Annotated in this window: 34 protein-coding genes and 2 tRNA genes; 17 read left to right on the forward strand and 19 right to left on the reverse strand. The window is 43.1% G+C overall.

The genetic code is table 11. The annotated features are described in order from the left end of the window. Positions 1-12 precede the first annotated feature (12 nt). Positions 13-378: a hypothetical protein gene (locus ICN41_RS10810; protein WP_216292927.1), complete on the reverse strand. Its 366-nt coding sequence runs from the start codon at positions 376-378 to the stop codon at positions 13-15. 60 nt (positions 379-438) lie between these two features. Here ICN41_RS10810 and ICN41_RS10815 point away from each other — a divergent pair. From ICN41_RS10815 to ICN41_RS10835, 5 genes are all read left to right on the forward strand, one after another. Next, positions 439-515: transfer RNA gene (locus ICN41_RS10815), tRNA-Pro, on the forward strand. Positions 516-551: 36 nt separating this feature from the next. Continuing rightward, a tRNA-Arg gene (locus tag ICN41_RS10820) sits at positions 552-628 on the forward strand. Positions 629-713: 85 nt separating this feature from the next. Continuing rightward, complete coding sequence (locus tag ICN41_RS10825) at positions 714-1,100, forward strand: hypothetical protein (RefSeq protein ID WP_255537982.1); 387 nt, start codon at positions 714-716, stop codon at positions 1,098-1,100. Between the two features lie 92 nt (positions 1,101-1,192). Beyond that, on the forward strand, positions 1,193-1,879 hold the full coding sequence (locus ICN41_RS10830; protein WP_216292928.1) for a DUF3313 domain-containing protein: 687 nt from the start codon (positions 1,193-1,195) through the stop codon (positions 1,877-1,879). A gap of 290 nt (positions 1,880-2,169) precedes the next feature. After that, positions 2,170-3,063, forward strand: coding sequence for an alpha/beta fold hydrolase (locus ICN41_RS10835; RefSeq protein WP_216292929.1), 894 nt, complete (start codon positions 2,170-2,172; stop codon positions 3,061-3,063). An 8-nt stretch (positions 3,064-3,071) separates the two neighbouring features. On the opposite strand, the gene ppk2 is transcribed toward ICN41_RS10835, so the two are convergent. The 6 genes from ppk2 to wrbA form a co-directional block, all read right to left on the reverse strand. Beyond that, positions 3,072-3,848, reverse strand: a complete 777-nt coding sequence (ppk2, locus tag ICN41_RS10840; RefSeq protein WP_216292930.1) for a polyphosphate kinase 2 — start codon at positions 3,846-3,848, stop codon at positions 3,072-3,074. A 6-nt stretch (positions 3,849-3,854) separates the two neighbouring features. Then, positions 3,855-4,136 carry a serine/threonine protein kinase gene (locus tag ICN41_RS10845; protein ID WP_216292931.1) on the reverse strand — a complete coding sequence of 94 codons (282 nt, stop codon included), beginning with the start codon at positions 4,134-4,136 and terminating at the stop codon, positions 3,855-3,857. Positions 4,137-4,429: 293 nt separating this feature from the next. After that, entirely contained in the window at positions 4,430-4,618 is a 189-nt protein-coding gene (locus ICN41_RS10850; protein WP_216292932.1) for a hypothetical protein, read from the reverse strand. A gap of 89 nt (positions 4,619-4,707) precedes the next feature. Continuing rightward, the gene (locus ICN41_RS10855) at positions 4,708-6,126 is read right to left on the reverse strand and encodes an FAD-binding oxidoreductase (RefSeq protein ID WP_216292933.1); all 1,419 of its coding nucleotides are present in this window, start codon (positions 6,124-6,126) and stop codon (positions 4,708-4,710) included. Further along, positions 6,123-6,509, reverse strand: a complete 387-nt coding sequence (locus tag ICN41_RS10860) for a DUF2069 domain-containing protein (protein ID WP_216292934.1) — start codon at positions 6,507-6,509, stop codon at positions 6,123-6,125. The genes ICN41_RS10855 and ICN41_RS10860 overlap by 4 nt, the downstream gene beginning before the upstream one ends. Before the next feature lie 15 nt (positions 6,510-6,524). Continuing rightward, positions 6,525-7,127, reverse strand: a complete 603-nt coding sequence (gene wrbA / locus ICN41_RS10865; protein WP_216292935.1) for an NAD(P)H:quinone oxidoreductase — start codon at positions 7,125-7,127, stop codon at positions 6,525-6,527. 22 nt (positions 7,128-7,149) lie between these two features. Here wrbA and ICN41_RS10870 point away from each other — a divergent pair, with 22 nt between their 5' ends. The 4 genes from ICN41_RS10870 to ICN41_RS10885 all read left to right on the forward strand — a co-directional run bounded on the left by ICN41_RS10870 (position 7,150) and on the right by ICN41_RS10885 (position 10,866). Next, a complete protein-coding gene (locus ICN41_RS10870; protein ID WP_216292936.1) occupies positions 7,150-7,998 on the forward strand; it encodes a YihY family inner membrane protein in 849 nt (282 codons plus the stop codon). A gap of 78 nt (positions 7,999-8,076) precedes the next feature. Then, entirely contained in the window at positions 8,077-8,532 is a 456-nt protein-coding gene (locus tag ICN41_RS10875) for a CBS domain-containing protein (protein ID WP_216292937.1), read from the forward strand. Positions 8,533-8,575: 43 nt separating this feature from the next. Further along, positions 8,576-9,691 carry a chorismate synthase gene (gene aroC / locus ICN41_RS10880; protein WP_216292938.1) on the forward strand — a complete coding sequence of 372 codons (1,116 nt, stop codon included), beginning with the start codon at positions 8,576-8,578 and terminating at the stop codon, positions 9,689-9,691. A gap of 14 nt (positions 9,692-9,705) precedes the next feature. Next, positions 9,706-10,866, forward strand: coding sequence for an MFS transporter (locus ICN41_RS10885; protein ID WP_216292939.1), 1,161 nt, complete (start codon positions 9,706-9,708; stop codon positions 10,864-10,866). Positions 10,867-10,873: 7 nt separating this feature from the next. Here the strand turns inward: ICN41_RS10885 and ICN41_RS10890 are convergent, their stop codons facing one another. The 5 genes from ICN41_RS10890 to ICN41_RS10910 all read right to left on the reverse strand — a co-directional run bounded on the left by ICN41_RS10890 (position 10,874) and on the right by ICN41_RS10910 (position 14,495). After that, a complete protein-coding gene (locus ICN41_RS10890; protein WP_216292940.1) occupies positions 10,874-11,668 on the reverse strand; it encodes a peptidylprolyl isomerase in 795 nt (264 codons plus the stop codon). A 62-nt stretch (positions 11,669-11,730) separates the two neighbouring features. Next, positions 11,731-12,015: a BolA family transcriptional regulator gene (locus tag ICN41_RS10895; RefSeq protein ID WP_216292941.1), complete on the reverse strand. Its 285-nt coding sequence runs from the start codon at positions 12,013-12,015 to the stop codon at positions 11,731-11,733. After that, positions 12,012-12,560, reverse strand: coding sequence for a septation protein A (locus ICN41_RS10900; RefSeq protein ID WP_216292942.1), 549 nt, complete (start codon positions 12,558-12,560; stop codon positions 12,012-12,014). The genes ICN41_RS10895 and ICN41_RS10900 overlap by 4 nt, the downstream gene beginning before the upstream one ends. Positions 12,561-12,583: 23 nt before the next feature. Further along, on the reverse strand, positions 12,584-12,997 hold the full coding sequence (gene msrB / locus ICN41_RS10905) for a peptide-methionine (R)-S-oxide reductase MsrB (protein WP_216292943.1): 414 nt from the start codon (positions 12,995-12,997) through the stop codon (positions 12,584-12,586). A gap of 31 nt (positions 12,998-13,028) precedes the next feature. After that, a complete protein-coding gene (locus tag ICN41_RS10910) occupies positions 13,029-14,495 on the reverse strand; it encodes a YdiU family protein (RefSeq protein WP_216292944.1) in 1,467 nt (488 codons plus the stop codon). Between the two features lie 56 nt (positions 14,496-14,551). Here ICN41_RS10910 and ICN41_RS10915 point away from each other — a divergent pair, with 56 nt between their 5' ends. Next, positions 14,552-15,034: a PaaI family thioesterase gene (locus ICN41_RS10915; RefSeq protein WP_216292945.1), complete on the forward strand. Its 483-nt coding sequence runs from the start codon at positions 14,552-14,554 to the stop codon at positions 15,032-15,034. Between the two features lie 2 nt (positions 15,035-15,036). Here the strand turns inward: ICN41_RS10915 and ICN41_RS10920 are convergent, their stop codons facing one another. Both ICN41_RS10920 and ICN41_RS10925 read right to left on the reverse strand, forming a co-directional pair. Continuing rightward, positions 15,037-15,894 carry an NRDE family protein gene (locus tag ICN41_RS10920; protein ID WP_216292946.1) on the reverse strand — a complete coding sequence of 286 codons (858 nt, stop codon included), beginning with the start codon at positions 15,892-15,894 and terminating at the stop codon, positions 15,037-15,039. 6 nt (positions 15,895-15,900) lie between these two features. Further along, the gene (locus ICN41_RS10925; protein ID WP_216292947.1) at positions 15,901-16,902 is read right to left on the reverse strand and encodes a folate-binding protein YgfZ; all 1,002 of its coding nucleotides are present in this window, start codon (positions 16,900-16,902) and stop codon (positions 15,901-15,903) included. Between the two features lie 20 nt (positions 16,903-16,922). Between ICN41_RS10925 and mltG the strand changes: the two genes are divergently transcribed. The 6 genes from mltG to ICN41_RS10955 all read left to right on the forward strand — a co-directional run bounded on the left by mltG (position 16,923) and on the right by ICN41_RS10955 (position 21,923). Continuing rightward, entirely contained in the window at positions 16,923-17,999 is a 1,077-nt protein-coding gene (mltG, locus tag ICN41_RS10930) for an endolytic transglycosylase MltG (RefSeq protein ID WP_216292948.1), read from the forward strand. 8 nt (positions 18,000-18,007) lie between these two features. Then, positions 18,008-18,646: a dTMP kinase gene (gene tmk / locus ICN41_RS10935; RefSeq protein WP_216292949.1), complete on the forward strand. Its 639-nt coding sequence runs from the start codon at positions 18,008-18,010 to the stop codon at positions 18,644-18,646. After that, positions 18,647-19,789 carry a DNA polymerase III subunit delta' gene (locus ICN41_RS10940; protein ID WP_216292950.1) on the forward strand — a complete coding sequence of 381 codons (1,143 nt, stop codon included), beginning with the start codon at positions 18,647-18,649 and terminating at the stop codon, positions 19,787-19,789. It abuts the gene before it with no gap. A 20-nt stretch (positions 19,790-19,809) separates the two neighbouring features. Continuing rightward, complete coding sequence (locus tag ICN41_RS10945) at positions 19,810-20,595, forward strand: TatD family hydrolase (protein WP_216292973.1); 786 nt, start codon at positions 19,810-19,812, stop codon at positions 20,593-20,595. Between the two features lie 2 nt (positions 20,596-20,597). Beyond that, complete coding sequence (locus ICN41_RS10950; RefSeq protein WP_216292951.1) at positions 20,598-21,308, forward strand: ankyrin repeat domain-containing protein; 711 nt, start codon at positions 20,598-20,600, stop codon at positions 21,306-21,308. Between the two features lie 75 nt (positions 21,309-21,383). After that, positions 21,384-21,923 carry an ion channel gene (locus ICN41_RS10955; RefSeq protein WP_216292952.1) on the forward strand — a complete coding sequence of 180 codons (540 nt, stop codon included), beginning with the start codon at positions 21,384-21,386 and terminating at the stop codon, positions 21,921-21,923. On the opposite strand, the gene ICN41_RS10960 is transcribed toward ICN41_RS10955, so the two are convergent. The 4 genes from ICN41_RS10960 to hyi form a co-directional block, all read right to left on the reverse strand. Continuing rightward, complete coding sequence (locus tag ICN41_RS10960; RefSeq protein ID WP_216292953.1) at positions 21,916-22,866, reverse strand: DUF3108 domain-containing protein; 951 nt, start codon at positions 22,864-22,866, stop codon at positions 21,916-21,918. The genes ICN41_RS10955 and ICN41_RS10960 overlap by 8 nt on opposite strands. A gap of 26 nt (positions 22,867-22,892) precedes the next feature. Beyond that, positions 22,893-23,474 carry an HNH endonuclease gene (locus ICN41_RS10965; RefSeq protein WP_370629130.1) on the reverse strand — a complete coding sequence of 194 codons (582 nt, stop codon included), beginning with the start codon at positions 23,472-23,474 and terminating at the stop codon, positions 22,893-22,895. A gap of 80 nt (positions 23,475-23,554) precedes the next feature. Next, positions 23,555-24,142: a YqiA/YcfP family alpha/beta fold hydrolase gene (locus ICN41_RS10970; protein WP_216292954.1), complete on the reverse strand. Its 588-nt coding sequence runs from the start codon at positions 24,140-24,142 to the stop codon at positions 23,555-23,557. 33 nt (positions 24,143-24,175) lie between these two features. Then, a complete protein-coding gene (hyi, locus tag ICN41_RS10975; protein WP_216292955.1) occupies positions 24,176-24,955 on the reverse strand; it encodes a hydroxypyruvate isomerase in 780 nt (259 codons plus the stop codon). Between the two features lie 149 nt (positions 24,956-25,104). Here hyi and ICN41_RS10980 point away from each other — a divergent pair, with 149 nt between their 5' ends. Continuing rightward, on the forward strand, positions 25,105-25,716 hold the full coding sequence (locus ICN41_RS10980) for a hypothetical protein (RefSeq protein WP_216292956.1): 612 nt from the start codon (positions 25,105-25,107) through the stop codon (positions 25,714-25,716). A 77-nt stretch (positions 25,717-25,793) separates the two neighbouring features. Here the strand turns inward: ICN41_RS10980 and ICN41_RS10985 are convergent, their stop codons facing one another. Next, complete coding sequence (locus ICN41_RS10985) at positions 25,794-26,048, reverse strand: hypothetical protein (protein WP_216292957.1); 255 nt, start codon at positions 26,046-26,048, stop codon at positions 25,794-25,796. Between the last annotated feature and the right edge of the window lie 181 nt (positions 26,049-26,229).

Consider the following 26,229-nt stretch of genomic DNA (forward strand, 5'->3'; position numbering starts at 1 on the left):
TGCTTAGTGGATTTAGAGAATGAAAGTAGGTGGGGCCCTGGATTGGTATAGCCCAATATGTGGTCGGGCTAGAGGCGAAATAATAGATGCTTGTGATACCGCAGTTACTGCATTAATGCTGAAATAGATAGTCGTTTCAGTTGCAACAAAGCCTGCAAGAGTTAAAGCATCTAATAGGTGGCAATTTGCCGAACTATGCGTCAGAGCGGGCTCATGATCTGTACAACTCAGATCGATATGGTGGTTTTCAATTCCAGCGTGCGCAATGCCGTGTGAAAAGCCAATCCAGTGAGTACCTAATAAGCTGACTAGCAAAAATCCAAGGGCAAGTGAGCCCCGAAGATGTTTGTTGAATCTGCTTAAAAAAGAGGCTTTCATGCGTGCCATCTTACAGTATTTGCCCCTATGGGCCGTCTCAGTGTAGAATATTGGTTCCGTCGGAGTGTAGCGCAGCCTGGTAGCGCACCTGCTTTGGGAGCAGGGGGTCCAAGGTTCGAATCCTTGTACTCCGACCACTTTCTCATAATGTTCTAGATAGACCCAGCATATAACTGCCCATAGCTCAGCTGGATAGAGCAACGCCCTTCTAAGGCGTAGGTCGCACGTTCGAATCGTGCTGGGCAGGCCAAGTTCTCAATGATTCAATTTCTTTTTAGCACCATTCTGCTACAAGAATGACAATCTAGCCTATTGCGTCCTCATAGAATAAGTAAATGATTCAGCCTTTGAAGTACGTCATTTCCCTACTTATGTTATTCACCTTGGCTCTCGGTGGTTGTACTGCTGCGAAATTGGAGGCTAGGCTGGAAGCGGATCCTCAATGTAAGCCCATCATTAATCCTAAAACAGGATCTTTAATGCCTTGCCCAGGCACTGATAAAGGGTTTTATGCGTCTGTTGGATTGACTTCGAACAAGGGTGACATCAAACCAAATCCTCCCGAGGACACTAAGGTACAAGAAAGCGGCATTAGGAATATGGCTACTCCCATTAATCCCGTCCCAGCATCATCGACCTCATCTCAAAATCTATCCTCACCGGGATGTAAACCCCAATTACATAAAAAGACCGGTACTGCCTTGCCATGTCCTGCAGATTAATGAACTTTTATCGGTAAACACTTGTCATCTTTCCGCTATATGATGATCTTACAATTGGATTACAGCCCAATTACCTCCAACAGGAATCCGAAATGAAAAAATTAAGTCGCTATGCCGCAATTGTCAGTTTCGCCTTAGCAATGCTTGCTTGTAGCAATACGCCGAAATTAGCCTCTGAGCCGATGCCTAGATCAGGATTTTTACCAAATTATTCGCTACTTGTGCCAACCTATACAAGTGTATCTGATACTCGTATTTGGCGTTATCGCAAAGAGGGCATTAATCCTTCGACCTATAACGCTGTCATTTTGGAGCCGATATATTTAAATCAGAGCGCAACAAAAGAGGTGAGCGCTGAAGCTATTGCGAAAGCAAGAGCTGCATTACAAGCCTCTATGGTTGAGGCAGTGAACGCTCGTGGAAATATCAAAATTGTTACTCAACCAGGTCCTGGTGTTGTAAGAGTTTCTGCTGGTATTACAGGTGCAGAAAGCTCTAACGATTATTTGAAGCCGTGGAATTTCACACCTATTGGATTGGCTACGAATGCAGCAGCCTTTGCTGGGGGTGTCAATTCCAAAACTCCAGCCCTTGTTGTGGAAAATAAAATTACTGACAGTAGAACCAATGAAGTATTAGGTATGGGCCTTGTTACTGTTCAAGGAGAGTCTTTTAGAACATCCTCTGGCTCAGTTGACTCGTTCATTGCAATGGCTCAAAAAGCAGTTCGTGCGGCCTTAGAAACATCTGCAAATCCATCATCAACAGATAACAAATAAATCTTTATGGTTACCAGATCAATTCCTTTTATTCTTTACGGACTACTTGTCTGTAATGTAGCCTATGCAGACAATTCATTCCTAAATAAAGAGATTGCTGATCGTTTTGCAAGTTGCGATAAGAATCATGATGGTAAGCTAACCAAGGAAGAGGCCAAGGGATGTATGCCACGTGTTTACAATCACTTTAGCTATATTGATTCTGATAATAAAGGTTATGTTACTGTGGCCCAAATTCAGAGCTTGGCATCTAGATAGCCCACCAATCTAAAATATTTTTGGAAATAATGATGGCAGTCGCATTCCCTGGCTTTGAGCAAAAGAAAATCACTATCGAGTCTGATGATGGGCCAATTGATATTGCTTGTCAGGTTGGGGGTACTGGTCCCGCCTTACTACTTTTGCATGGCTTTCCCCAAACGAAAGCGATTTGGCATCAGGTTGCCCCTGCATTAGCCCATCATTTCACTGTAATTGCCTCAGATCTTCGTGGGTATGGAGAATCCTCTAAGCCTCATGGGAAGAGTGACCATTCCACTTATTCCAAGCGATCGATGGCTGTAGATCAGCTTGCCCTAATGAAAGCCTTAGGTCATGATCAATTTTTCCTGCTTGGTCATGATCGAGGCGGGCGAGTTTCACATCGACTAGCTGCAGATTATCCAGAGAGTGTTTTGCGTCTCATGGTCTTAGATATTTCCCCGACATTAAGTATGTACGAGCAAACTAGCATGGACTTTGCAAAAGGCTATTGGCACTGGTTCTTCCTAATTCAACCAGAGCCGATTCCAGAAACACTCATAGGCGCTAATCCAGAGTTCTGGCTTAAAAATCACATGGGTAGACATGCGGGGACAGGTATTTTTGCTGCTGATCGATGGAGTGAATATCTTGCTGGAGCAAGCAACCCTCAGAGCATGCACGCCATGTGTGAAGACTACCGAGCTGCAGCTACCATTGATCTCATTCATGATCGCGCTGACCGAGCTGTCAATAAGCAACTAGAAATGCCTCTGAGAGTGCTCTGGGGCGAGCATGGCTTAGTGAATAAGTGTTTTAAGCCGCTAGAAGACTGGCAGAAGGTTGCCAAGATAGTCTCTGGTAAGACGGTGCCTTGTGGACACTATATTCCAGAAGAACTCCCTGAACTAGTAATTGAAGAAGCAAGAGGCTTCTTTAATTGATCCATTGATTAAGGCGCCAAGTTTGGCGCCTTATTTCCTAATGGAGGGCAAGGCATAACAACTTTTGAATCAAAGATAAGTAACTTTTTATCTTTATTTTGGTAATTTGTTCTGGCCAAGAGATCTCTAATTAAATTTAAATGCGTGAGCTTTTTATCATTAGCATTTATCACGGTCCAAGGCGCAAGTGCTGAACTGGTTTTCTTGAGCATTGCATTTCGGGCCAAACTATAGTCTTTCCACTTCTTCTGCGCTTGCTGGTCAATTGGGCTTATTTTCCATTGCTTTAGCGGATCTGTTTCACGAGACTTTAGACGTTTTGCTTGCTCTTCTTTATCAATATCCAAATAGTATTTAATCAGTTGGGTTCCAGATTTAATAATTAAGCTCTCAAATTCATTTACAGAATCCATAAATTGCTTGTATTGCGTATCTGTACAAAAGCCCATTACTTTTTCTACACCAGCTCGGTTATACCAACTTCTATTAAATATAACGATTTCACCAGAGGAGGGAAGTTCAGCTACATAACGTTGAAAATACCATTCACCTTCTTCGCGATCCGTAGGTTTGCTGAGTGCTACAACATGACTCTCTCTAGGGCTTAGGTGTTCGGTAATTGCTTTTATCGTGCCATCTTTCCCAGCGGTATCGCGACCCTCAAGAATAATGAGAAGACGTGATCCACTGGAAATAACCTGGCGCTGAAGTTTTACAAGCTCTATTTGCAAAAGTTTTAGTTTTGCATCATATCCATCTTCATGAGGATTTAATTTTTTACCCATCAGAGATTATGAAGTCGTATTTGGACCTGCTGGGCTAGCCGATTTACTTGGGGTGGCCTTTTTTGTCACCACTTTTCTTGCTGCAGTCTTTTTTGCTGGTGTTTTTTTTGTCACTACTTTCTTGGCGACCGTCTTTTTAGCAGTTGTTTTTTTGGCAGCTGCTTTTTTCTCTACCTTCTTCTCGAGCTTATCAAGCGCTTTTGCTAATTTATCAATTAGCTTCTCGCGATCAGATTCTAATTTATCTAACTTCTTCATTAAATCTTTAACTAATTTTTTTTGGCTCATTGCGCTCTCCGGGGTATTAAGTAAATCAGTTTATATGACTAATTTCTGATCCTACGATTTCTTGTTGGGGGTTTCAAGAGATTGTGACAGTTTGGCCAAGGCAATAAATATTTAGAGCCCTAAAAGACTGATAAAAGAAAACTAAGATAGCTTCTGGAAAGAAAGTCCCTATTCAAGGGCAGTACACCAAAAGACGTGCCAGGACTAGTGAATGAAGAAGCTGGCGCCTCTTTAAGTAAGGTTAAGATGAGAAAAAACCTAAATAAATCAAATATTTAGGTTTTATATGAACTTTACTCTGGGTGGAAGTTATTGCTAGCCATGAAGCTAATCGTACGCTCAAAGCCTAAGATTCTGATGTAACGCCATGCGATATCGCGGTATTTGCTGTCTAAATAGGCAATAGCTACTTCCGGATCGCCCCGTTTTGACAGGTCTATTTGCTGAATTCCACGAGCCCAACGTTTTAGTCTTGTTGACATGTTTGTCACCTCCATGGGCATACAACGCGTAGGTTTTACCGCGAGATGACAGGATTTACAAAAAATTTAACAAATATGTATATTTGAGCCTAAATTGAGACAACTTTGTGTGGATTTAGGATATTTTGAGGGTCTAGGGCCCTTTTTACGGCTTTCATGAGCTCATGGGCTACCTCTCCCTTGTGGGCCCTTAGGCCGTCCAGTTTGAGCTGACCTACCCCATGTTCTGCTGAAATTGACCCATTACAGAGCTCCACTTGGGCATAAACCAGTTCATGGACTGGCTTTTCATTGGCTAAATTGAAAGCTTTAAAATCAGAGCCTTCTGGAGGGGCGATGTTGTAGTGCAAATTTCCATCCCCTAAATGCCCAAAATTAATGATGCGTATGCCTGGATATTTGGCTCTCATTAATTTGTCAGTTTCCTGGATGAAGCGATCCAAAGATGATAGGGGAATAGTGATGTCGTGCTTGAGATTAGCGCCTTCTTGGGCCTGTGCAAGCGTGATGTGTTCTCGCATATGCCAAAAGCTATTGGCCTGACTCAAATTGCTAGCAATCACTGCATCCGATATAAGGCCCGATTCAAATGCTTCCTCCAAAATGGATTCAAGAAGTTGCTTAACGTGCGCTTCGCTCTCGTGATCAGACAGCTCAATCAGAATTGTATAAGGTGGGTTTCCTTTGAGGGGATTAGCCATATTTGGAAAATGCTTTTCATTGAGCGCCAATGATTCATGGGTCATCATTTCAAAGCCCGTGAGCAGGGAAGTGGCGCGCTGCTGAAATAAATTTAACAAGGCTATGGTGGAAGCGATATCTTGCGTAGCCACTAGCGTTGTCCATTGAGAAATCGGCAAGGGATAGAGTTTCATTACTGCGGCAGTAATAATTCCTAGCGTTCCTTCAGACCCTACAAATAAATCTCGCAGGTCATAGCCGGTATTGTCCTTGCGAAGACCTTTCATGCCATTCCAAATTTCACCTTGAGCAGTGACTACTTCTAGACCTAAGCATAGGTCACGGGTATTTCCATATCTCAAGACATTAGTGCCGCCTGCATTGGTTGCCAGATTGCCTCCAATCATGCAACTACCTTCGGCTCCTAAACTTAAAGGAAATAAAAAACCTTGCTCTGCTGTTTTATCTTGAATGGATTGCAAGATGCATCCAGCCTCCAAACTTATTGTTTGGTTCGCCACATCAATTTCACGGATTTGATTCATGCGCTTGAGATTGAGTACTACTTGCTTTCCGCTGTTATCTGGAGTGGCACCTCCACAAAATCCAGTGTGGCCGCCTTGAGGAACAACAGCGGTATTAGTCTTAGCACAAAGTTTTACAATGGCTGCAACCTCAACAGCATTTGCCGGAAGAAGTACTGCTAAAGCCTTGCCTGTATAGCGCTTGCGCCAATCAGTTAAATAGGGGGTTTTATCTTGATCATTCACCAAAATATATTGCGGACTTAAGATCTTGCCAACTTCATCCAAAAAAATCTGACTCATTCCTTTTCCTGTAGTTTCTTTTTGGCTTTTGCTTCTTGTTTAATTGGCTTGAGATACATTAGTAAGCTAATAAATCCAATAGTTGCCAAGATCGTTTCGAGTAAAGCCATCCAGAAGTTAGTACCTGCTTCTAGAATTCTGGTCAATCCTTCTAAGATATAGAGCAGAATGAGCATTGAAGCCCATTGCATCGTATACACCTTGCCTTTCCATAATCCAGGAATAGCAAAAAGAAGTGGGATCCCTTTTAAAATAAGCCATGATCCACCTGGTCGCAATGGGGAGATAAACCATTCCCAGCAGATGCATAAAATAAAGAGATCTACAAATGCAGCTGTTGCCAGTAGTTGATAAGGATTTTTTTCAAGCAACTTCTTAAGCATATTGAGATTTCATTCTTAGGATTGAATCAGGCGCAATGCCGTTAGCGCTAAACGTTTGCCTTGCGCCTTTGCTAAGCGCTGTTCTGCAGCACTAATTGGGGCGCTGCCATCTGCATGTGCCAGATGAGTCACTCCATAAGGACTTCCGCCAGTAGAGGATGTCATGAGATCTGGCTCGCTATAGGGCAAGCCCAAAATAATCATGCCGTGATGAAGCAATGGAATCATCATCGTTAGTAGGGTGCTTTCCTGACCACCATGCATACTCCCGGTGCTGGTAAAGACACAGGCTGGTTTTCCAATCAGCGCTCCGTTCATCCACTCTGATGAGCTACCGTCCCAAAAGTACTTCATGGGGGCGGCCATATTGCCAAATCGAGTTGGCGAACCCAGGGCAAGCCCAATGCATTCCTTTAGGTCGGTGTATTCAACATATGGAGCACCATCAGTTGGAATGGAGGCCTCTGTAGCCTCGCAGACGGTAGAGACGGGCGGTACAGTTCTAATTCGGGCACTGATACCGGGGACGGACTCGACTCCCTCTGAGATTAGACGGGCTAAATCTCTAGTAGCCCCATGTCGGGAATAGTACAAAACTAAAATATCGTGTTGGCTCATAATCTTCTCTTATGATACGGCGATGCGCCTTATTCGTAACCCCCAATTATGGCTCTCTCTTGGCAAAGAGATCTGGGACCGTAATCGCGGCCAAAATCTGAAGCAAATTGCTGCTAGTTTGGCCTTTACAACCACTTTATCCTTAGTGCCGATGGTGACATTGGCGACGATACTCATTGGTTATTTGCCAAGTGTGATCCAGATTAAAAATGCCTTTCGTTATTGGCTGTTAGATACCTATATGCCAGGGGGGATAAATCAACAGATGTTTACTTATCTGGATCAGTTTTCCTCTAAGGCGATAGGGTTAACGTATGTCGGTTTGATTGGCTTGGTTATTACAACCATTATGACTTTGACAGTGATTGAGGGAGCCTTTAATCAAATTTTTAAAGTTCAAGAAAAGCGTCCCTTACATAAAAAGATCTTTATCTATGGAGCAGCAACCATTCTTGGACCAATTTTGCTTGGTCTAGGAGTGTATTTAAGCGGAATCTTATTTAGCGCTTCTGAGGGGTGGATTAAAGCAGTCTCTGTGGGATTCAGAGTGCTTGCTACTGTTGCCCCAATCTTGTTGGCCATGATTGTTTATTCCGTTGTCTATAAGATCCTGCCATACTCGAAAATTAGATGGGTCGATGCTTTTACGGGTGCTTTTTTTGCCGCTTTAACATTTGAGCTCATGAAATTTGGTTTTGCCATTTTTCTTACCCATACGGCCTTTTACAAGACGGTTTATGGTGCATTTGCCATTTTTCCTCTTGCCTTGATTTGGATTTACCTCACTTGGTGGATAACTCTAGCTGGTGCTGTCCTTGTATCTAACCTACCCGATATTCGAAGTGGGGTAATTAGGGTTATTCGTTACTAATTGCTAAGCTATATCCCTTGATTCATTGAGGTCTTAGGCATATATTAAATCTATAGAATCATCAATTTCGGAGGCTAGATGAAAGTTCGTGACATTTTGCGGGTAAAGGGCAGCACCTTATTTACGGTTGCGCCTGACACTGCATTACAGACAGCGGTATTGGTGATGAGCGAACATGATATCGGCTCCCTGGTTGTGATGGAGTATGAAAAGCTTGTTGGCATCCTTACTTTCCGCGAAGTCATTGCTGCCTTGGCAAAACATCATGGCAAATTAGATGGCTTACAAGTTCAATCCGTAATGAATCCAAAACCTCTAACTTGCAATATGGAAACTGAGATTGATGAAGTTCGTAGGATGATGCTGGTAGATCATGCGCGCTATCTTCCAGTGATTGATCAAAAAATGTTGATGGGCGTTATTTCTTTCTATGACGTTGCGAAGTCTGTTGTAGAAGCCCAAGACTTTGAGAACACCATGCTCAAGGCCTATATTCGGGATTGGCCTGAAGATGCTGAAAAAACAGCCAATTGAGCGCTTCTGGCCTTGAATACCTGACAAATGACATAATGTTGGTATGTCAGGAAATACTTTAGGCCTCCTTTTTACTGTTAGCACTTTTGGTGAATCCCACGGACCAGCAATTGGAGCCGTGGTTGATGGCTGCCCTCCGGGCATGCCACTCTCAGAGGCGGATTTACAAATTGACCTAGATCGGCGAAAGCCCGGAACGTCTCGACATGTGACTCAACGCAAGGAAGAGGATAAGGTCGAGATACTGTCAGGTGTATTTGAGGGAAAAACCACAGGAACACCGATTGGACTCCTCATTCGTAACACTGACCATCGTAGCCAGGATTACGGAGATATTCTGCACACTTTTAGACCAGGTCATGCTGACTACGCGTATCACCATAAGTATGGATTGCGTGATCCTCGTGGAGGCGGTCGTTCTTCGGCCCGTCTTACTGCACCAGTAGTTGCTGCTGCTGCAATTGCTAAAAAATGGTTGAATCTTCAGTATGGAACAGAGTTTTATGGCTATATGAGTCAGCTTGGCAAAATTGAGATTCCTTTCCAAGATCTGAAGGCCGTTGAGCAAAATCCATTTTTTGCTGCTAATACTCAAATCGTTCCTCAGCTTGAGGCTTATATGGATGAATTGCGTAAGTCCGGAGATTCTTGTGGAGCACGCATTGAAGTGAGGGCTCGTAATGTTCCTATTGGTCTTGGCGAACCTCTATTTGATAAGCTAGATGCCGATATCGCACATGCCATGATGGGTATCAACGCTGTAAAGGGTGTTGAAATCGGTGCTGGATTCAAATCTGTTGCGCAGCTTGGAAGCGAGCATGGTGACGAGTTATATCCTGATGGTTTTGCTAGCAATAATGCGGGCGGTACCTTAGGCGGAATTAGTAGCGGACAGGATTTGCGAGTATCGATTGCGATTAAACCAACATCAAGTATTCATAGCCCAAAGCATTCCATTGATATTGAAGGCAAACCGATTAGCGTGCAAACCAAAGGTCGTCATGATCCCTGTGTAGGCATTAGAGCAACTCCCATCGCAGAAGCGATGCTAGCCCTAGTTCTGATGGATCATGCTTTACGCCACCGCGCACAATGTGGCGATGTTGTCTTAGCTGTTCCACCAATTCCTGCTGAACGACCTGGTTCTAAAACGGATTAGTCAAGCCCATTGAAATGACGCCACTGGTTCGATGGGCCTTCGGGTCCTTTTTCTTTTTGTACTTTGCTTATGTTGGCCTTGTTTCTCCCTATGCCAGCTTATTTTTCTTGGACCGGGGATTTACGGTAATCGAAATCGCAGTGCTGATGTCAATGCTGCAAATTACGCGAATAGTGGGGCCATTTTCATGGGGTTGGCTTTCTGATTACCTTTCCAATCGAATCGGCATTATTCGTTTTTGCGCCTGTCTTACCGCACTTGTTTTTAGCGCGATTTATTTCTTGCACAGTTATATCGGCTTCTTCATCTGGATGTTTGTCTTACACACCATCTTAAGTAGCCTAATGCCCTTGGGTGAATCGGCAACCGTCCATGCATTATTTAAAGATAACTCCTTTGACAAGCGTTATGGTCGTTTGCGACTATGGGGTTCTATTGGTTTTATTGCGATGGTGCTGTTTGCTGGGGAGTTATTTCAGCGCACCAATATTGAGATGTATCCAATAGTTGGTAGCTTTGTCTTACTTGCATTAGCTCTGATTACCTTTTTCTTGCATGAGCCTAAGATGGAGCGACGCAAGATGGTGCGTGGTGAGTTTTGGAGGGTATTGCTAAATCCTGATGTCCGTTGGTTTTTGCTATCAGGCTTTTTTATGCAATTTGCTCATGCTGCACTTTATGTTTTTTATTCCTTATATCTATCAGATTTAGGTTACAACAAATTGCAGATTGGATTGTTTTGGGCCTTGGGTGTTTTTGCCGAGGTCATCTTTTTTTATTACCAAAGTAAAGTACTCAGTAGGGTGGATCCAGAGGTAGTACTACAAGCATCTTTTGGAATCGGGGTCATTCGTTTCGCATTGATGGCCTTTTTGCCCATCACATCTATCTTAATCGTTGCTCAAGTGATGCATGCCGGTACTTTTGCAGCACATCATAGCGCGGCAACTAAACTCCTACAGCGATGGTTTACAGGCCCACTACAAGCGCGTGGTCAGGCTTTAATGGCAACCGTATCCTATGGGTTTGGTGGCACTTTGGGTGGTTTATTTGCTGGCTGGATCTGGGAAAGTTCTCAGCCAAGGGATGTATTTATTGTCTCCGCTTTTGCATGCGGATTAGCGGGAATGGCGATTCAGAAGTTAAGACCTCTAAGCTATCCCGCTAGGCAGTAAACAATCTTTATTGAATTTTTGCTTTGGCGCGGAACTTCTGCATCATTTCTGCAAACTTCGCTTTTTGCCAATTTTGATCAGACATGATCATTTGCTTAAGCTGATCTTTAATTTCATCCATGCTTGGTGGCTTTACATCACGAACATCAACCATTTTGATGATATGCCAGCCAAATTGAGATTTCACAGGCTTATCCGTAATCTGACCGTTTTTAAGCTGTACCATCGCTTTAGAAAACTCAGGAACAAGCGCATTATCAGATACATAACCTAGGTCACCGCCATTTGGAGCGGAGCCAGGATCTTTAGATTTTGATTTTGCAATCTCTTCAAAGTTTGCGCCACCCTTGATCTGAGCAATGAGCGCTTTGGCATCAGCTTCCTTCTCTACCAAAATATGCTCAACTCGGTATTCCTTGCCAGTGTATTGCGTTTTGACTGAGTCATAAGCCGCTTTAAGATCCGCATCTGCAACGCCTTCCTTTTCTACGTAATCCTCAAATACGGCAGCAACTAAAACGCCCATACGCGATTGCTCGAGTTGATCACGAACGGATTCTTTTTGAATCACACCGCGCTTATCGGCTTCTTGCAAAATAAGCTCGCGGGTTACCAGCATCTCACGTGCTTGATCGCGAACTTGTGGGTTATCCGCTTGTTTGGATTTTTGTACTAATTTATCTAATTGGGCTTTGGGTATTGCTTTGCCATTCACGATGGCTGCATTCTGGGCATGAATAGCGCCAGAGAGGAGGGTTGCGCTCAAAAAGCTGATAGAAATGAGGTGGCGTACTGTAAGCATGGAATGGGATTTATAAAAAAGTTGGTCAAATAATAGCTAGATCGGCCTATATTAAAACACTATCAAGGCCAAAATTCGTCTGGAGTGTGAGCCAGGATCGTAAGAGCATGAATTTCATGCGGAAAGTGCGTGTTTAGAGCCTTATAAATAGCTCGGTGGCGCGCAACCAGGTTCAGACCTGCAAATTCAGGCGACACAATGGTTACCTTAAAGTGACCGCCGCCCGTGGCAGATCCAGCGTGACCAGCATGAAGATGGCTCTCATCCTCAATCAAGAGATGTTTAAGTTCGAAGGCCTTTTGAAGATCTTGTTCGAAAAGGGCGATACGCTTCTGGTTAATGCTCATGCTTCAGGTTGTTCCATGTGACGACTTAACCAGATTCCTTGAAGAATGACAAACACAACCAAAAGTCCAGTGCTGCCAAATAGTTTGAAATTGACCCAAGTTTCTTCTGAGTATTCAAAAGCAATGTAGAGATTTAAGGCGCCCATAAAAAAGAAGAAAGCTGACCAAGCCCGGTTTAGTGTCATCCAGACAGAGTGGGCTCGCTCTGCTCTGAGGGTCACTTGCTTTCCCATGAGGACCTGTATCCAATTTTTCTTAAAAAACTCTGAGCTAATAAATAGCACGGCTGCGAAAAGCCAATAGAGGGCCGTAGGCTTTAGTTGGATAAATGTTTTGTCATGAAGGAAAATTGTGAGACTGCCAAACACTAAGATCATGACCAAGCTAACCCACTGCATGGCATCAATCTTACGGTGGCGGTAGTAGACCCAGAGAATCTGTCCGATGGTGGCCACCATGGCTACTATAGTGGCAGTATAGATATCACCAAATTTAAAGGCGATAAAAAATAAAATAATGGGAAATAGGTCAAATAGAAATTTCATGTATGGATTATCCAGCTATTTGCTTATTGGTCTTTGGTATTAATCTCAGCATTATTGCTTGGCTCAAAGCTCAGTGATGCTGAATTAATGCAATAACGAAGACCAGTTGGAGCAGGCCCATCCTCAAATACATGCCCCAAATGGGCATCACAGTTTGCGCATCGAACTTCCGTTCGAATCATGCCGTGAGTGGTATCTTTAACTTCTTTAATGGCGGCTTCTCTTTCTGGGGCGTTATAACTAGGCCAGCCACAACCAGCATCAAATTTGGTTTGGGATAAAAAGAGCGGGGTTCCGCAGCAAACGCATTTATATTGACCTTGATCCCAATGATCCCAATACTTTCCAGAAAATGGTCGCTCTGTAGCTGCTTCACGGGTCACTTTATATTCAATGTCGCTTAAGGCCGCTTTGTATTCTTGATCAGTTTTTTTCATGGGATAAATAATATTGGGTGGATTGGTCAGTTTAGGATGAGCAACTTACTTCAATTGGATTAATGCCAGGGGGTGGAGGTTTAGCATATCCCTCATTTTCTGGTTGATCTTCATAAGGTAAGGAAAAAATATGCATGAGTTTTTCAATTTCAGAAAAATCGTCTTGCTGGGCTCGCTCGATCGCATATTGTGCTAAATGATTGCGTAGAATAAATTTTGGGTTTACCCGATTCATCCGAGAGCTACGTTCATCATCGCTAATATTTTCTACTTTTATACGTGATATATAGCTTTCAAACCACTGATCAATGGCTGGGCGATCAATAAAATCATCGCGCATTGAAATATCTTCCAGTTTTGAATTTGAGTCCACTGTACTTAGGGCTCTAAAGAACGATGTAAAGTCGACTCTAGAATCATGCATAGCTTGTAAAAGAGTCTCTAAAAGCGGTATATCCTCATCTAAAGTCTGTTGAAGCCCCAGCTTTGCCCTGAACAATTTTTGCCAGGTCTGAGCATAAATTACGGGAAATTCTTCTAGAGCCGACCGCATCATATCTTGCGATTCTTTTTCGCTTAGATGCAATTCCAAAAGCGGGAGGAGAGCGCTAGCTAGACATGCCATATTCCAGTACATGATTTGGGGTTGGCGATGATATGCGTACCTCCCACCTTGGTCACTGTGATTACATATATGGTCTATTTGGAAGTGATCTAAAAAGCCATATGGTCCATAGTCAATTGTGAGACCTAGAGCACTAATATTGTCACTATTTAAAACTCCATGGCAAAAACCAACGGCTTGCCATTGAGCAACTAATATCGCATTCCGTTCAGAAATATTTTTGAACAACTCTAAGTAAGGCTCTTTTACACATACGCAGCTAGGGTAATGTTGGTGAATCAAAAGATCAGCTAATTCTTTGAGTCTGGCGACATTTTGAAGGGAGCTGTAGTGCTCAAAATGGCCAATACGTATAAAGCTAGGCGCCAAGCGTGAGCAAACTGCCGCAGTCTCTAGTGTTTCTCTGAGAACTGGCTTCTTTGACCCCACAACGGATAATGCTCTAGTGGTTGCTATCCCAAGGTGATACATTGCTTCGCTACATAAAAACTCTCTAATAGAAGAGCGCAATACGGCTCGCCCATCACCCATGCGTGAGTAATGGGTCTTACCGGCGCCTTTTAGCTGCAATTCCTGTCCCGCTATGTCTCCCAAGAGAATAGCTCTGCCATCGCCCAATTGACCAGCCCAAACACCAAATTGGTGGCCACTATAGGCGGTTGCAATTGGATTTGTAAATGACTCCTGGGAGGTATTGAGTTGATTTCCGGCTAATACTTCAAGCCAGGCAGGATCTTCGGGCAAACCAGAACTATTGAGTGGAATATCAACCAGCTTTGCGGCGGTCGATGAAAATGCCACCCAATAAGGATTGGGAATAGGGGTGGGTAATGTAGCCTGGCAAACGTCGTCGCCACTGAGGTTAAAAGCCATATGAGACTATTCTAGGTGGAATTCCCAATCCGTGTTTAAGACACTAGAATTACCCTATGAATAAACAAGTCCAGATCAATGCACACAAACAGCTTGCCAATCTAGGCGAGGAGTTGAACGTCCCATTTTTGAAGCTTTTAGGTGTTCGTTGCCTAAGTGCAGAAATGGGCAAGGGAGAAATATTATTAGCCCTAAAACCTGAGCATACCAACACATGGGAGGTAGCTCATGGCGGTGTTCTATTAACACTAATGGATGTTGCTATGGCTGTTGCAGCCAGATCTGGTGATCCCGCAGATCGCAGCGTAGTTACTATAGAGCTGAAAAACAACTTTATGCAGGCGGCAAATGGGGTGTTGCGCGTTAAGGCTGATACCGTACGCCGTACTGCAACAATGGCTTTTTGCGAAGCCAAACTTTATAACGATCAGGGCGAAGTCTGCTGTATGGCGACTGGTACGTTTAAATATATTAAACGCTTGGCAACACGTGATGCTGATGGTGCACGTGTAATAAATGACGATCAAAGATCGGTTTAGTTTTATACCGAGAGATTTGAGCCTGGTGCTACGCTAAGAGCTCCAGTAACCACATCATGACCAACTGTTCCGCTTGCGTCAAATCGCCGCTCAACCATTTCAAAGTGGCCATCTTTTCTGATTCTCAGTAGTGTGCTTGAGCGGGTTCCATAGGATGGAGTCTTAATGAATGCAGAAGATAGCGCCTTTTCCCAATCCCGATTGACGCCTGTATTAGGGAGCTCATGATCGCTAGCAACGTGAGTATCAGCCAAAAGCTTAAGGTATTGATCCGCGTTCTTTAATTGACCCTGATCCATGGCAAGAGTTTGAGCAAAGGCAGCAACCCGATGATTTACCTTTGGCCAAGGAGTATCTAACATGGCGTTTGAAAGGCCATATACGCCTGGCGCTAGGGCTTGCTCAGGAAACACTTTACGTGGTCGGATATTTTGCCCCATCATCATGCGGTTGCTTACCCAATGCATCTCAGCATTTTCAGGATCACTCAAATCCGCCATCAATAAATTAAAGCCGTTGTATTGTTGGAAACGTTTGGCATTGCCCTCAATAAATTCTCTTGGGCGCTCCGCATTGGTCAGATACATCAGTGAAAGTTCGCCACGTGTTCTCGCGTCGGGATTTTTTTCGCTTGGGGCTCTGACATTGGTAAGTGCAGCAAAACGTCCTGTTTTAGTAAAGCCTAACCAAGTACCTGGACTGCCAAGAACATCAGCACGATCACGACCGGCGAGCACGTGTGGATGCTCAGGCCACCATGCGATTCCTTCAGTATCACGCTCATAAAACTCATCGCGATTTGCTGCCACTACCAATGGGTAGTCAGGATGTGATTTCCAGGCAAACAATATAAGACACATAGGCGATCAAATTTCTATAAGGGGATAAGGTAATGAATCTATTTTTAACACAGGTCCTTCGCCAGTACCAAGATGAATTTCACCGTGCTCAAGAGCATCCAGTTTGCATTCAATCTGTAAATCTACCCAATGGGGATTTTGAGGGCTAGGGGCTGAAAGAACGACCATACCGGCTGGTTGGGTAGGGTCATCTCGGTGAAATAATTCAACTCCTGGTGCATAGGATTGGGGATCTAAGGTTCCCTCTATATGAGCTAGTTGTAGGCGTCTTTTGATGACTCCACGATATTGACTGCGAGCAACGATTTCTTGTCCTGGAAAGCAGCCCTTCTTAAAATCAATTCCGGCAACAGATTCAAAGTTAATCATTTGAGGAACAAATTGCTCTTGAGTTGCTAAAACAATTCTAGGTATTGCACTAAGTACCTCTAAATTGTTCCAGCATAGAAAATCTTTTTCAATAAATGCTCTAGCCTTGTTATCGATCCTTTGCGCTATCAATATCCTAGATTGAGAAATGTCATCTATCAAAACATTGGGAAGACGTAATCCAAGTTCATCTGCATTCAATGCTAAATTGGCTGCCGGCTCAGTTGCGTTGTAATGGCCTGAAATAACCCACTGATCTGATACATCCTTAACGCTAACTTTTGAGCGTAAAACGTACATTGATAATCGTTTGGCAAAACTTGCTGCTATGTCCCTGGTTATAAATAAGACAAAACAAGGCCCAGCAGAGTCAGGCAATTGATATGAGGCAATCCAAGCGCTTGCTAATAAACGACCCTTAGCATTGCAATAGCCTACAAGTCTTACGCTTTGGTCTCCATATGCAATAGCAGAAGGGAGGGTGGGGGATAGGCCTGCTACTGAATTCGTTAATTGATTCTGTAGGAATGATTCAGCATCTTCACCCGAGACAAGAATCAATCCCCATTGGGGTAAGGAGGTCAAGCCTGTAAAGCTTGTACTGTCTTGGATAGGGTTATTTTGAGGGTAGTTTGTCATGACCCTTTTATCATAGCCTGATGAGCAGAAAAATTCAGAGTAGAAACCTATTTGTCCGAAATAAATCTAAATCCCCTCGTATGAGGACGTATTTCATCGGCTTGATAGCTCTCATAGGCCTTATTTATGCCAGCATCTTCCTCCTTCCTGCCGTACCAAACGAGCCGAATTTTCCTGGCGCCCCAACATACAAAATTCAAATTAAGCCTCAATCTAGCTTGGCCAGCATTTCTGATCAGGTCTATGCACAGGGTATTCGCTCATATCCCTTCTTTTTTCAATTTTCTGCCAGAGCAATTTTTGTTGCTACAAAACTTAAGCCTGGAACTTATCTTTTGCCTACTGGAGCCAGTGTTGGAAAAATTCTTCTTCAAATCGCCCGCGGGGATAGGGTAAGAGAGAGCCTTGCCATTATTCCTGGTATGACTATTTGGCAATTAAGGGGTGTAATTGACTCACATCCTGCCTTAATTCATCAAACCAAGGGTATGAACTCAAAAGCGCTTTTACAGACATTGAACTTAAATTACCCTGGATTGGAGGGTGTATTTTTACCAGATACCTATATTTTTGACCCCGATGATTTGGACATCAATATTTACCGTCGTGCATCGTCGGCAATGCAAAAGACGCTTAACCAGGAATGGGGGAGACGGGATCCAAATTTACCCCTGAAATCCCCATACGATCTACTCATACTGGCTTCTATCATTGAAAAGGAGACTGGGAAATCAGAAGATCGAGGAAAGGTAGCCGCAGTATTTCTAAACAGGCTACAAAAAGGCATGCCTCTTCAAACCGATCCCACGGTAATTTATGGAATTGGTCCAGGTTTTGACGGCAATCTCCGGAAAGCGGATCTTCGAAGAGACAATCCTTACAATACCTACATGAACAAAGGCTTGCCTCCTACACCGATAGCTATGCCGAGTCGCGAGTCCATTTATGCCGCCCTACATCCTTTAAAAAGCAACGCACTCTATTTTGTTGCTAAAGGTGATGGTAGTAGCCATTTCTCAAGCACTCTAAGTGAGCATGAAAATGCAGTAGATCGATACCAACGTAAATCTCCTTCCAAAGTTAATCAACAAAAATAAATCTTTCCATGAGCTCACTTTATCCTGGTTATTTTGTAAGTTTTGAGGGCATTGATGGTGCAGGTAAAAGCACACACATTGAGTCTTTTGGCAAGTTATTGCAGGAGCGCTTTCCTAGTCGAGAGGTGGTAATGACAAGAGAGCCTGGAGGCACTCCGCTAGGCGAACAATTAAGAAAGCTTTTGTTAGATGCTCCGATGCATCTAGAAACTGAGGCATTGCTCATGTTTGCCGCTCGGCGCGAACATATTGCACAGGTCATCGAGCCAGCCCTTCAGGCTGGAAAAATTGTGATTTCAGATCGATTTACTGATGCGAGCTTTGCTTATCAAGGGGGAGGGCGTGGACTTAACCTGAATAAGCTTAATGAACTAGAGTTTTGGGTTCAAGGTAAGGGGAAGGACATCCTCTTACAACCTGATCTAACCATATTGTTTGATTTGCCTGGTTCAGTAGCTGAGGCGAGAAGGTCTAAGGTTCGGGCGCCTGATAAATTTGAAAAGATGGATTTAGAATTTTTTGAACGTGTTCGTCAAGAGTATCTCAGGCGAGCCACAGAAGATCCACGACGTTTTTATTTAGTTGATGCAACTCAGACTCAAGAGTCAATTTGGAATCTCTTAAAAGAGCTTGATATCAGTCCTTAAATGAATCAAATTTATCAATCCAAAAAAAATCAAATTGCGCCGTGGCTTAAGCCCTTATGGGAAAGTCTGGATTTGCAGAATTTTCCAAATGCTGTCTTAATTCATGGCCAGTCTGGAATTGGTAAGTTTGAATTTGCTGTGGAGTTAGCCAAGGCCTTGCTTTGTGAGGGCCCAAATAAGATTCAATCTAAGCCTTGTAATCAATGCGAAGCTTGCCACTGGTTTGATACTGCAAATCATCCTGACTTTACAGCACTTGTCCCTGAAACTCATCGCAGTCTTCTGCCTCACGCTGATTATGAAAGCGAAGACTCTCCTAAAAAGAGCAAAAGCTCCCGAGATGATTCTGATGGTGAATCAACTGAAAAGAAGGAAAAGAAAAATATCTCGATTGAAGAAACCCGAAATGCAATTGAAACACTTTCAATTGGGTCACATCGTGGGGGTAACCGAGTTATTTTGATTTATCCACTTGAGACCTTAAGAAATGATTCTGCTAATACATTACTGAAGTCATTAGAGGAGCCGCCACCTCAAACTATTTTTATATTGTTGGCTGATCGTCTCGACCGAGTACTTCCAACTATTAGATCACGCTGCCGTCTTCTATCTGCAGGTAGACCTGATAGAGCTATGGGCGTTGAATGGTTGCACTCACAGATTGCAAATATAGCTGGGGCTACATTCAATGAGGCAGATGTTGAATCTCTTTACGATGAACAAGGCGGCGCACCATATGCAGTTCTTGATTCTCTCATTGCTAGACACAATAAAGATGAAAAAGACGAGCTCAGTATTGCCATTCAGGCCTCTCGTCTATTGTTGCAGTCCATGTCCCAAGGGGGGCGAATTCAGTGGCTTGAGACTTCAGAGAAAATTCATAAGGCTCAATTTTCATTTTTGCTGGCTACTATGCAACGTTGGTCTTCCGATTTACAAACAGTAGCTCAGGGCGGGATGCCAAGGTATTACCCCAAACACATCAGCACTTTTCAGGCTTTATCTCAGCAGGCGCGTGTCCCAAAACTCATAGAGTTTTGGAAACTATTGCTTCAGTATCGTCGGCATGAGAATCATCCCTTAGCAACCAGAGTGCAGCTTGAAGCCTTGCTTGCTCAATATCAGCAGGTATTTGAGGTCTAAGGCGGATTAAAATGGCAGATATGTTCATTGATTCACACTGCCACCTCGATTTCCCAGAATTCCAAGCCCGCCTTCCAGAGGTGTTAGCAAACATGAAGGCTGCCAAGGTAGGGCATGCATTATGCGTTTCTGTTGACCTGCCGGACTTTCCAAACGTCCTGAGATTGGCACAAGATCATCCCCACCTTTATGCATCGGTAGGCGTGCATCCCGATTACGAAGATACCCCGGAGCCTAGCTTTGAGTTTTTAGTAGAAACCGCTGCCAAACATCCCAAAATTGTTGCAATTGGAGAGACTGGTCTTGATTACTACAGGATGGGCGACAGGAGCTATGACTCCTTAGAATGGCAACGTGAGCGTTTTAGAACCCATATTCGAGCAGCAAAGATAGTGAAAAAACCTCTTATCGTCCATACGCGATCTGCCTCTGAGGATACGATACGCATCTTAAAGGAAGAGGGTGCAGAGCAAATTGGCGGGGTAATGCATTGTTTTACGGAGAGCTATGAGGTTGCTAGAGCGGCTATGGACCTCGGTTTTTACATATCTTTTTCAGGAATCGTGACTTTTAAAAGCGCTAAAGATCTACAGGAAACCTGTAAAAGGGTGCCTATAGATAGAATGCTAATCGAAACAGATTCCCCTTATTTGGCCCCCATTCCTTATCGAGGAAAAACGAATGAGCCAGCTTGGGTTGCTAAGGTAGGCGAATACATAGCGGCACTAAAAGAAATACCTCTAAATGAGCTTGGAGCAACAACATCTGAGAACTTTTTTAAATGTTTTCAGATAGATAGGCGATAAATATGAGAAAGAATATTAAGAATTTACTTACTCTTTTTACCATAGGAATGTTGCTTAGTTCATTGGTAAACAGTCAAACCCCAGGTCAAATTACAGATTTGGTAAAAGCAGTCAAATTTGATGATGCAAAGGGGGTTAGATCATTCCTGGCACAAGGCTTCAACCCCAACTTGACGGATGAGAGCGGCAATCCATTACTGCTTTTAGCTGTTAAGGATCGATCCTATGGCGTAATTGAAGTCTTGTTGGCCAGCAAGGGTATGGATGTGGATTTATCCAATAAGCTGGGAGAAACCCCGTTAATGATCGCCTCCATTAATGGTGATCTACCCTTGGTCCAAACCCTAGTCTCTAAAAACAAGGCTCAACTAGATCATATTGGGTGGACCCCTTTACATTATGCATGCGCAAAGGGCCAATTAGAGGTTGCACAATACTTGATTGCCAATGGCGCTTTGGTTGATTCGCTTAATCTAGGTGGTACAACGCCTCTAATGATGGCTGCTCAATCAGGTAATGAACTCCTTGTAAAACTACTTTTAGATAAGGGAGCCAATCTTCAATTGCGCAATGGCCTTGGCTTAAGTGTCATAGATATTGCAGATATCTACAATAAGCCGGCTATTAGTGAAGGGCTCAGATCAAGATGGTCAAAGCTATACAAGCAAACATATCCTGGCCCTATGAGCAGTCCTACATCTAAATCATCCTAGTATTAATTGCGTATAATCATTATTATGTCAAATAAGAAATCTAGATCCTACACAAGCGTCCTAGGAGCAAGATAAATGGAATTCTTAAGTTACTTACCCACTTTAGGTCAGCTTATAAGCCAAGTTAATGATGACATTGGTAATACCCAACTTTATTGGATTATTACCTTTGCAAGTGCAATGCTGGTATTTCATGGCATCTACATCATGCTCGTGGTTATTTGTTTTCATAAACTAATCGATTGGTTAAGCAGCAAACGGCATATGAAGAAAGAATTCTTTCATGCATTCCGATTGGCTGCAGTTATTTCCTATTTCATTTCAATTGTTCTGGTCATGATTGGACACTTTACAGATATCGTCATGTGGACTTATGCTTTGATTCCCCTAAATATTTTTGTGAGCAATCCTGAAGCATTTTATTTTGCAGGCGAAATGTATGTCACAGTCGGATTTGGATCATTTGATCTGGATAAGAACTGGCGAATTCTGCCAATCATCATTGCCTTTACTGGAATCTTTGCCGCTTCGATGTCAGGAGCTGCACTTTTCAATATGTTGAGCTCTTTGATCGATAAGAGCCGTATCGATGGCAATGAAACCAGAACTACTTAATTGGTGCCTTTTGCTTGAATATTAATTCAAGCACCCTTCCATTTGACTCCTGAGATCTGATTCGTCCTGGCAGCCAATCTAAATCTTTTGCCAACCAAATATCTACTTGACGCTTATAGGGATCCTTTTCGCGTTGCATAAGTGCGTAGTGTCTAGTGGTAGTCTTACCCAGACTTGGTATATCTTCTGTAACAGCTTCTCCGTAACTCTTAAACTGCCACATTTCTAGGGTGTTGTAGTCGACAACTGGTATCGCTCTAATAGTGCCAACCTCATCAATCTTGTCATCGCCATTAAGTAAAGAGGCGACTTGAAACATGAGACTGAAACGGTCTTGCGTACCGGGGATGATTTCAGGAGTGAACTCGGGCTTTTCAGAAAAGTACATCTGCCCTCCGCCCTTTTCATTTCTGTCAAATCGAGAATATCGAGGATTACGGGTTCCTCTTTGAGTCCAATAGATTGATGGGGCTAGACCATAAGCGTCAACTGTACCTCTAGACTCAAACACAAAAGGGCCAACAAACGCGTAAGGTATATTTATATAAAGGCGGTAGTTAGTACCGTCCGTTATCCAATCAATCTCGCCAGTTTGATATTGCTGGCCATCAACAAAAGTATCGTAATAAATGATTCCTGACTCAGGAAGTCTAAAAGCAGCGCCTTTTTGATCTGTAGCGCCTCCCTGCCCTGTGCCTGACTCACTTCCAGTAGGATCCCCTATTGGAGATTGACTTTGATTGGATGACAATACTTTTTTGGTAGGGGCTTTAGCCATCTGAATCTTCTTAGGTGGCTCTGGTCTCAATTCCGTTTTAATAATCAGATCTTCTGAAACTTCTGGGGCTGAATTGAAAGATAAAAATGGAATGCCAAAGAAAAGAATGAGATGACCCAACAAAGATAAAGCTAGGGCAATTGAAACTATCCATATGGGCTTCATATGGCGTGGATTAAATCTAGACCACGTCAACGTTGTATGCCAAATGAAGCCTCAAGCAATCGGCTATTTTTTGGAAGGTTAGCGGCTAAGAAGTCCATTTGGTCTGCCAAAATATGACGGCCTTTTAGGATCATATCCTCGTAGAGGCTCGGCTGATATGGTGTATATAAAAGTCCCATGCCAGCCATTTCTGGCGTCCGATTTCCTTTGCGCTGATTGCAGGGCCTGCAGGAAATAACCAAGTTCATCCAACTGTACTTACCACCTTTACTGTTGGGAATAATGTGCTCTGCTTCGGCCTGGCTTTCATGAATAGCGTCACCACAATATGCGCATAGACCCCGGTCACGCTTGAATAGTTTGTGCTTAGTAATTGCAGGAACTACATCAAACAGATTAATTTTAGAGGTGCCATTGATTGCAATGATTGAATGCAATTCTATGATTGATTGTTGACCGCTCATTCTAGAAATACCACCACGCATTTTAAAAATAGGCTCTCCTAGAGTCCAGAGGACGCTATCGTCTGCATAGTGTTTTGTTGCCTCTTCAGCATTCACCCAACCCTGCGGAATGCCACCAGCGTCTAACTTTAAAATGCTCAGCACAAGCTCTCCTTTCTCAATCAAGTATGAAGGCCTTGACTGTTAAATCAATCTTACAGAAGTTGTGCTTGCCAATCAATCGCCTAGGCAGATATAAATTCCAAGACTTTTGGAAGCAGGTCCTGATACTCAGAGATGCCATGATCGCTTCCCTCTAGAATGAGCTGATTAGCGCCTGGATAAAATTCTGCCATTTCGCGCCAATCTAAAAGCTCGTCCCCTTTTGCGGCTATCAGAAAGTAACGATCTGGGGCAGTAATTTTTTCAATCTGCAGAGCTTTAAGCTCAGCAATATATTCAGGTCGAAAATCAAAAGGCTCATTGCTATCGTAAGCAGTAAGCATGCCGACATGAGGTGCCAGCTCACGTGCTGCCCTTACCGCAGGATTAAGCACTACGGCCTTACAATCGTATTTTTCAGCTAAGTAATTGGTATAAAAACCACCTAAAGATGAGCCAATGATGACCAAACGGCCTGCTTTAGACTTATCGATGTGTTGCATAACCATTTCGATACTCATTTTTGGCGAAGCAAACAATTGAGGACAATACCACTCGACAGGTTTGTCTATGGTTGATATGGCTCTTACTGCATCCCCTGTCATGACTGCCTTACTAGATCTAGGAGAAGATCTAAAACCATGCAAGTAGACTATTAAGGTTGATGGCATAAATTGAGTTCCTAGTATCTAAAGCTTCAATGTTTACGATTGCAAATCTTGAATCCAAGACAAGCCCAATTCAGTCTTATTTAAAGGCTTGTATTCGCAACCAATCCATCCCGAGTAACCCATCTTATCAATCATCTTAAAAAGATTGCGATAGTTAATTTCACCAGTACCAGGTTCATTTCGACCAGGATTATCAGCTATCTGAAGATGTCCAATTTTGGATAGATTCTTCTCCAAAGTATTAGCCAGTTCACCCTCCATTCGTTGGGCATGGTAAATATCGTATTGAACAAATAAATTATCTGAGCCGACATCATTAATAATATCAAGGGCTTGCTGAGTTTTGGATAAATAAAAGCCAGGGACATCAAAAATATTAATTGGCTCAATCAATAAACGAATCTTTTCTTTTTTTAACTCAGCAGAGGCATATTCGAGATTAGAAATAAAGGTCTTACGAAGTATGGCCGAATCTAAGCCTGCTGGAGCTATGCCAGCCAAGCAGTTAACTTGAGGGGCAGCAAGAGTCTTGGCATATTCAATTGCTTTAGCTACGCCTAGTCGAAATTCTTCAGTACGATCCGGCAAGCAGGCAATACCTCTTTCGCCGGCATCCCAATCGCCAGCAGGTAGGTTGTGTAAAACAACCTTCAGATCATATTGATCTAACTGCTGCTTAATATCAGAAGCTGAGAAGGGATAAGGCGATTGAAACTCAACCGCCTTAAAACCGGCATTTGCCGCATTTTTAAAGCGCTCCAGAAAAGGAACTTCAGTAAAAAGCATAGATAAATTTGCTGCGAATTTAGGCATTTGAATCCTTTTTTGGCTACCCTCTAAAGATATTGATCATAACAAAGGGGCTGAAATTCGCTTGCACGTCAAAACGAGGGCAAAAACTGCAAATGAATGCTAAAAGTGGGCTAATATTTAATATAGAAATATTAATTAAAAAGGAAACAATGAATATCAAACTAAGCAAAATCGCCTTCCTCATTACCTTCCTAGCTGGCGGTTCTGGTCTATTGATGGCCCAGTCAAAACCAGCTGATTCAAGTGCTGCAAAGCCAATGGTCATTGATGCCGCTGTAACTGACAACCGCTATCAGCTCTATGAGGGCGAGGTTCTTAAGGTGGATACCAAAACTCGTACGATTACATTTAAAAATAAAGAGGGTGAGTCAAAGTTTGTTGCTGGCCCTGAAATCACTAACTTTGCCCAAATTAAAAAGGGTGACCGCGTCAGCGTGACCTATGAAACAGCTGTGGCTATTGAGTTAATCAAAACAAAGAGCACAGGGATTCGCAGCAAAGTTGAAACCAATACCGTGACTAATTCAAAGGCAAATGAGAAACCTTCTGAAGTCATAGCCAATACAACTACGATCATTGCTGATATTGTTGGTGTTGATCGTGATAAAAAATTAGTTTCTGTTAAGGGTCCAAGCGGCAATATCACAACAGTTACCGTAAAGAACCCTGCTCTATTAGCCGATGTCGCAGTGGGCGAACAGGTTAAAGTAGTTTACTTTGATGCCATGGCAGCTTCCATTACGACGCCAAAGAAAAAATAACCTTAGTATGTCCAATTTAAAAAGCCCCTTAATTGGGGCTTTTTTATTTATAACTCTAGAGCATCAAGCCATGATTTTTATAACTTTTCAATATCTTTACTGAGGATTCTACGAATGGTTCTAATACTAAGCTCTGGATGCAAAATCGCTAGATGTTCCTGAATTAGCGTTGACCTTCTGGTTAAGGAGTCAATATGCTCTCCAACAAGCTTATTGGCCTCCATCACATCTTCAATCAAAGTCACTTCAGCGTAGCCACCAACCTGCCCTACTTTTCTATGGGAGCTCTTGGCAGAGGATTTAATCGGAGTCACTTTTATTGACTTTGACATAGCTATGTTTTTTAGGGGACATTAAAAAAGCCCGATTGCTCGGGCTTTTTATCATGTACGACTCGACACATAGTTAACACTTTATACCGGACACATACTTTACAGTTTTTGGCATAGGAGGGACCACTCTATGCCGTGGAATGAAAGTACGAAGATGGATGAAAAGCTACGTTTTGTGTCT

The organism is Polynucleobacter sp. 15G-AUS-farblos (assembly GCF_018882445.1).
Classification (GTDB): domain Bacteria; phylum Pseudomonadota; class Gammaproteobacteria; order Burkholderiales; family Burkholderiaceae; genus Polynucleobacter.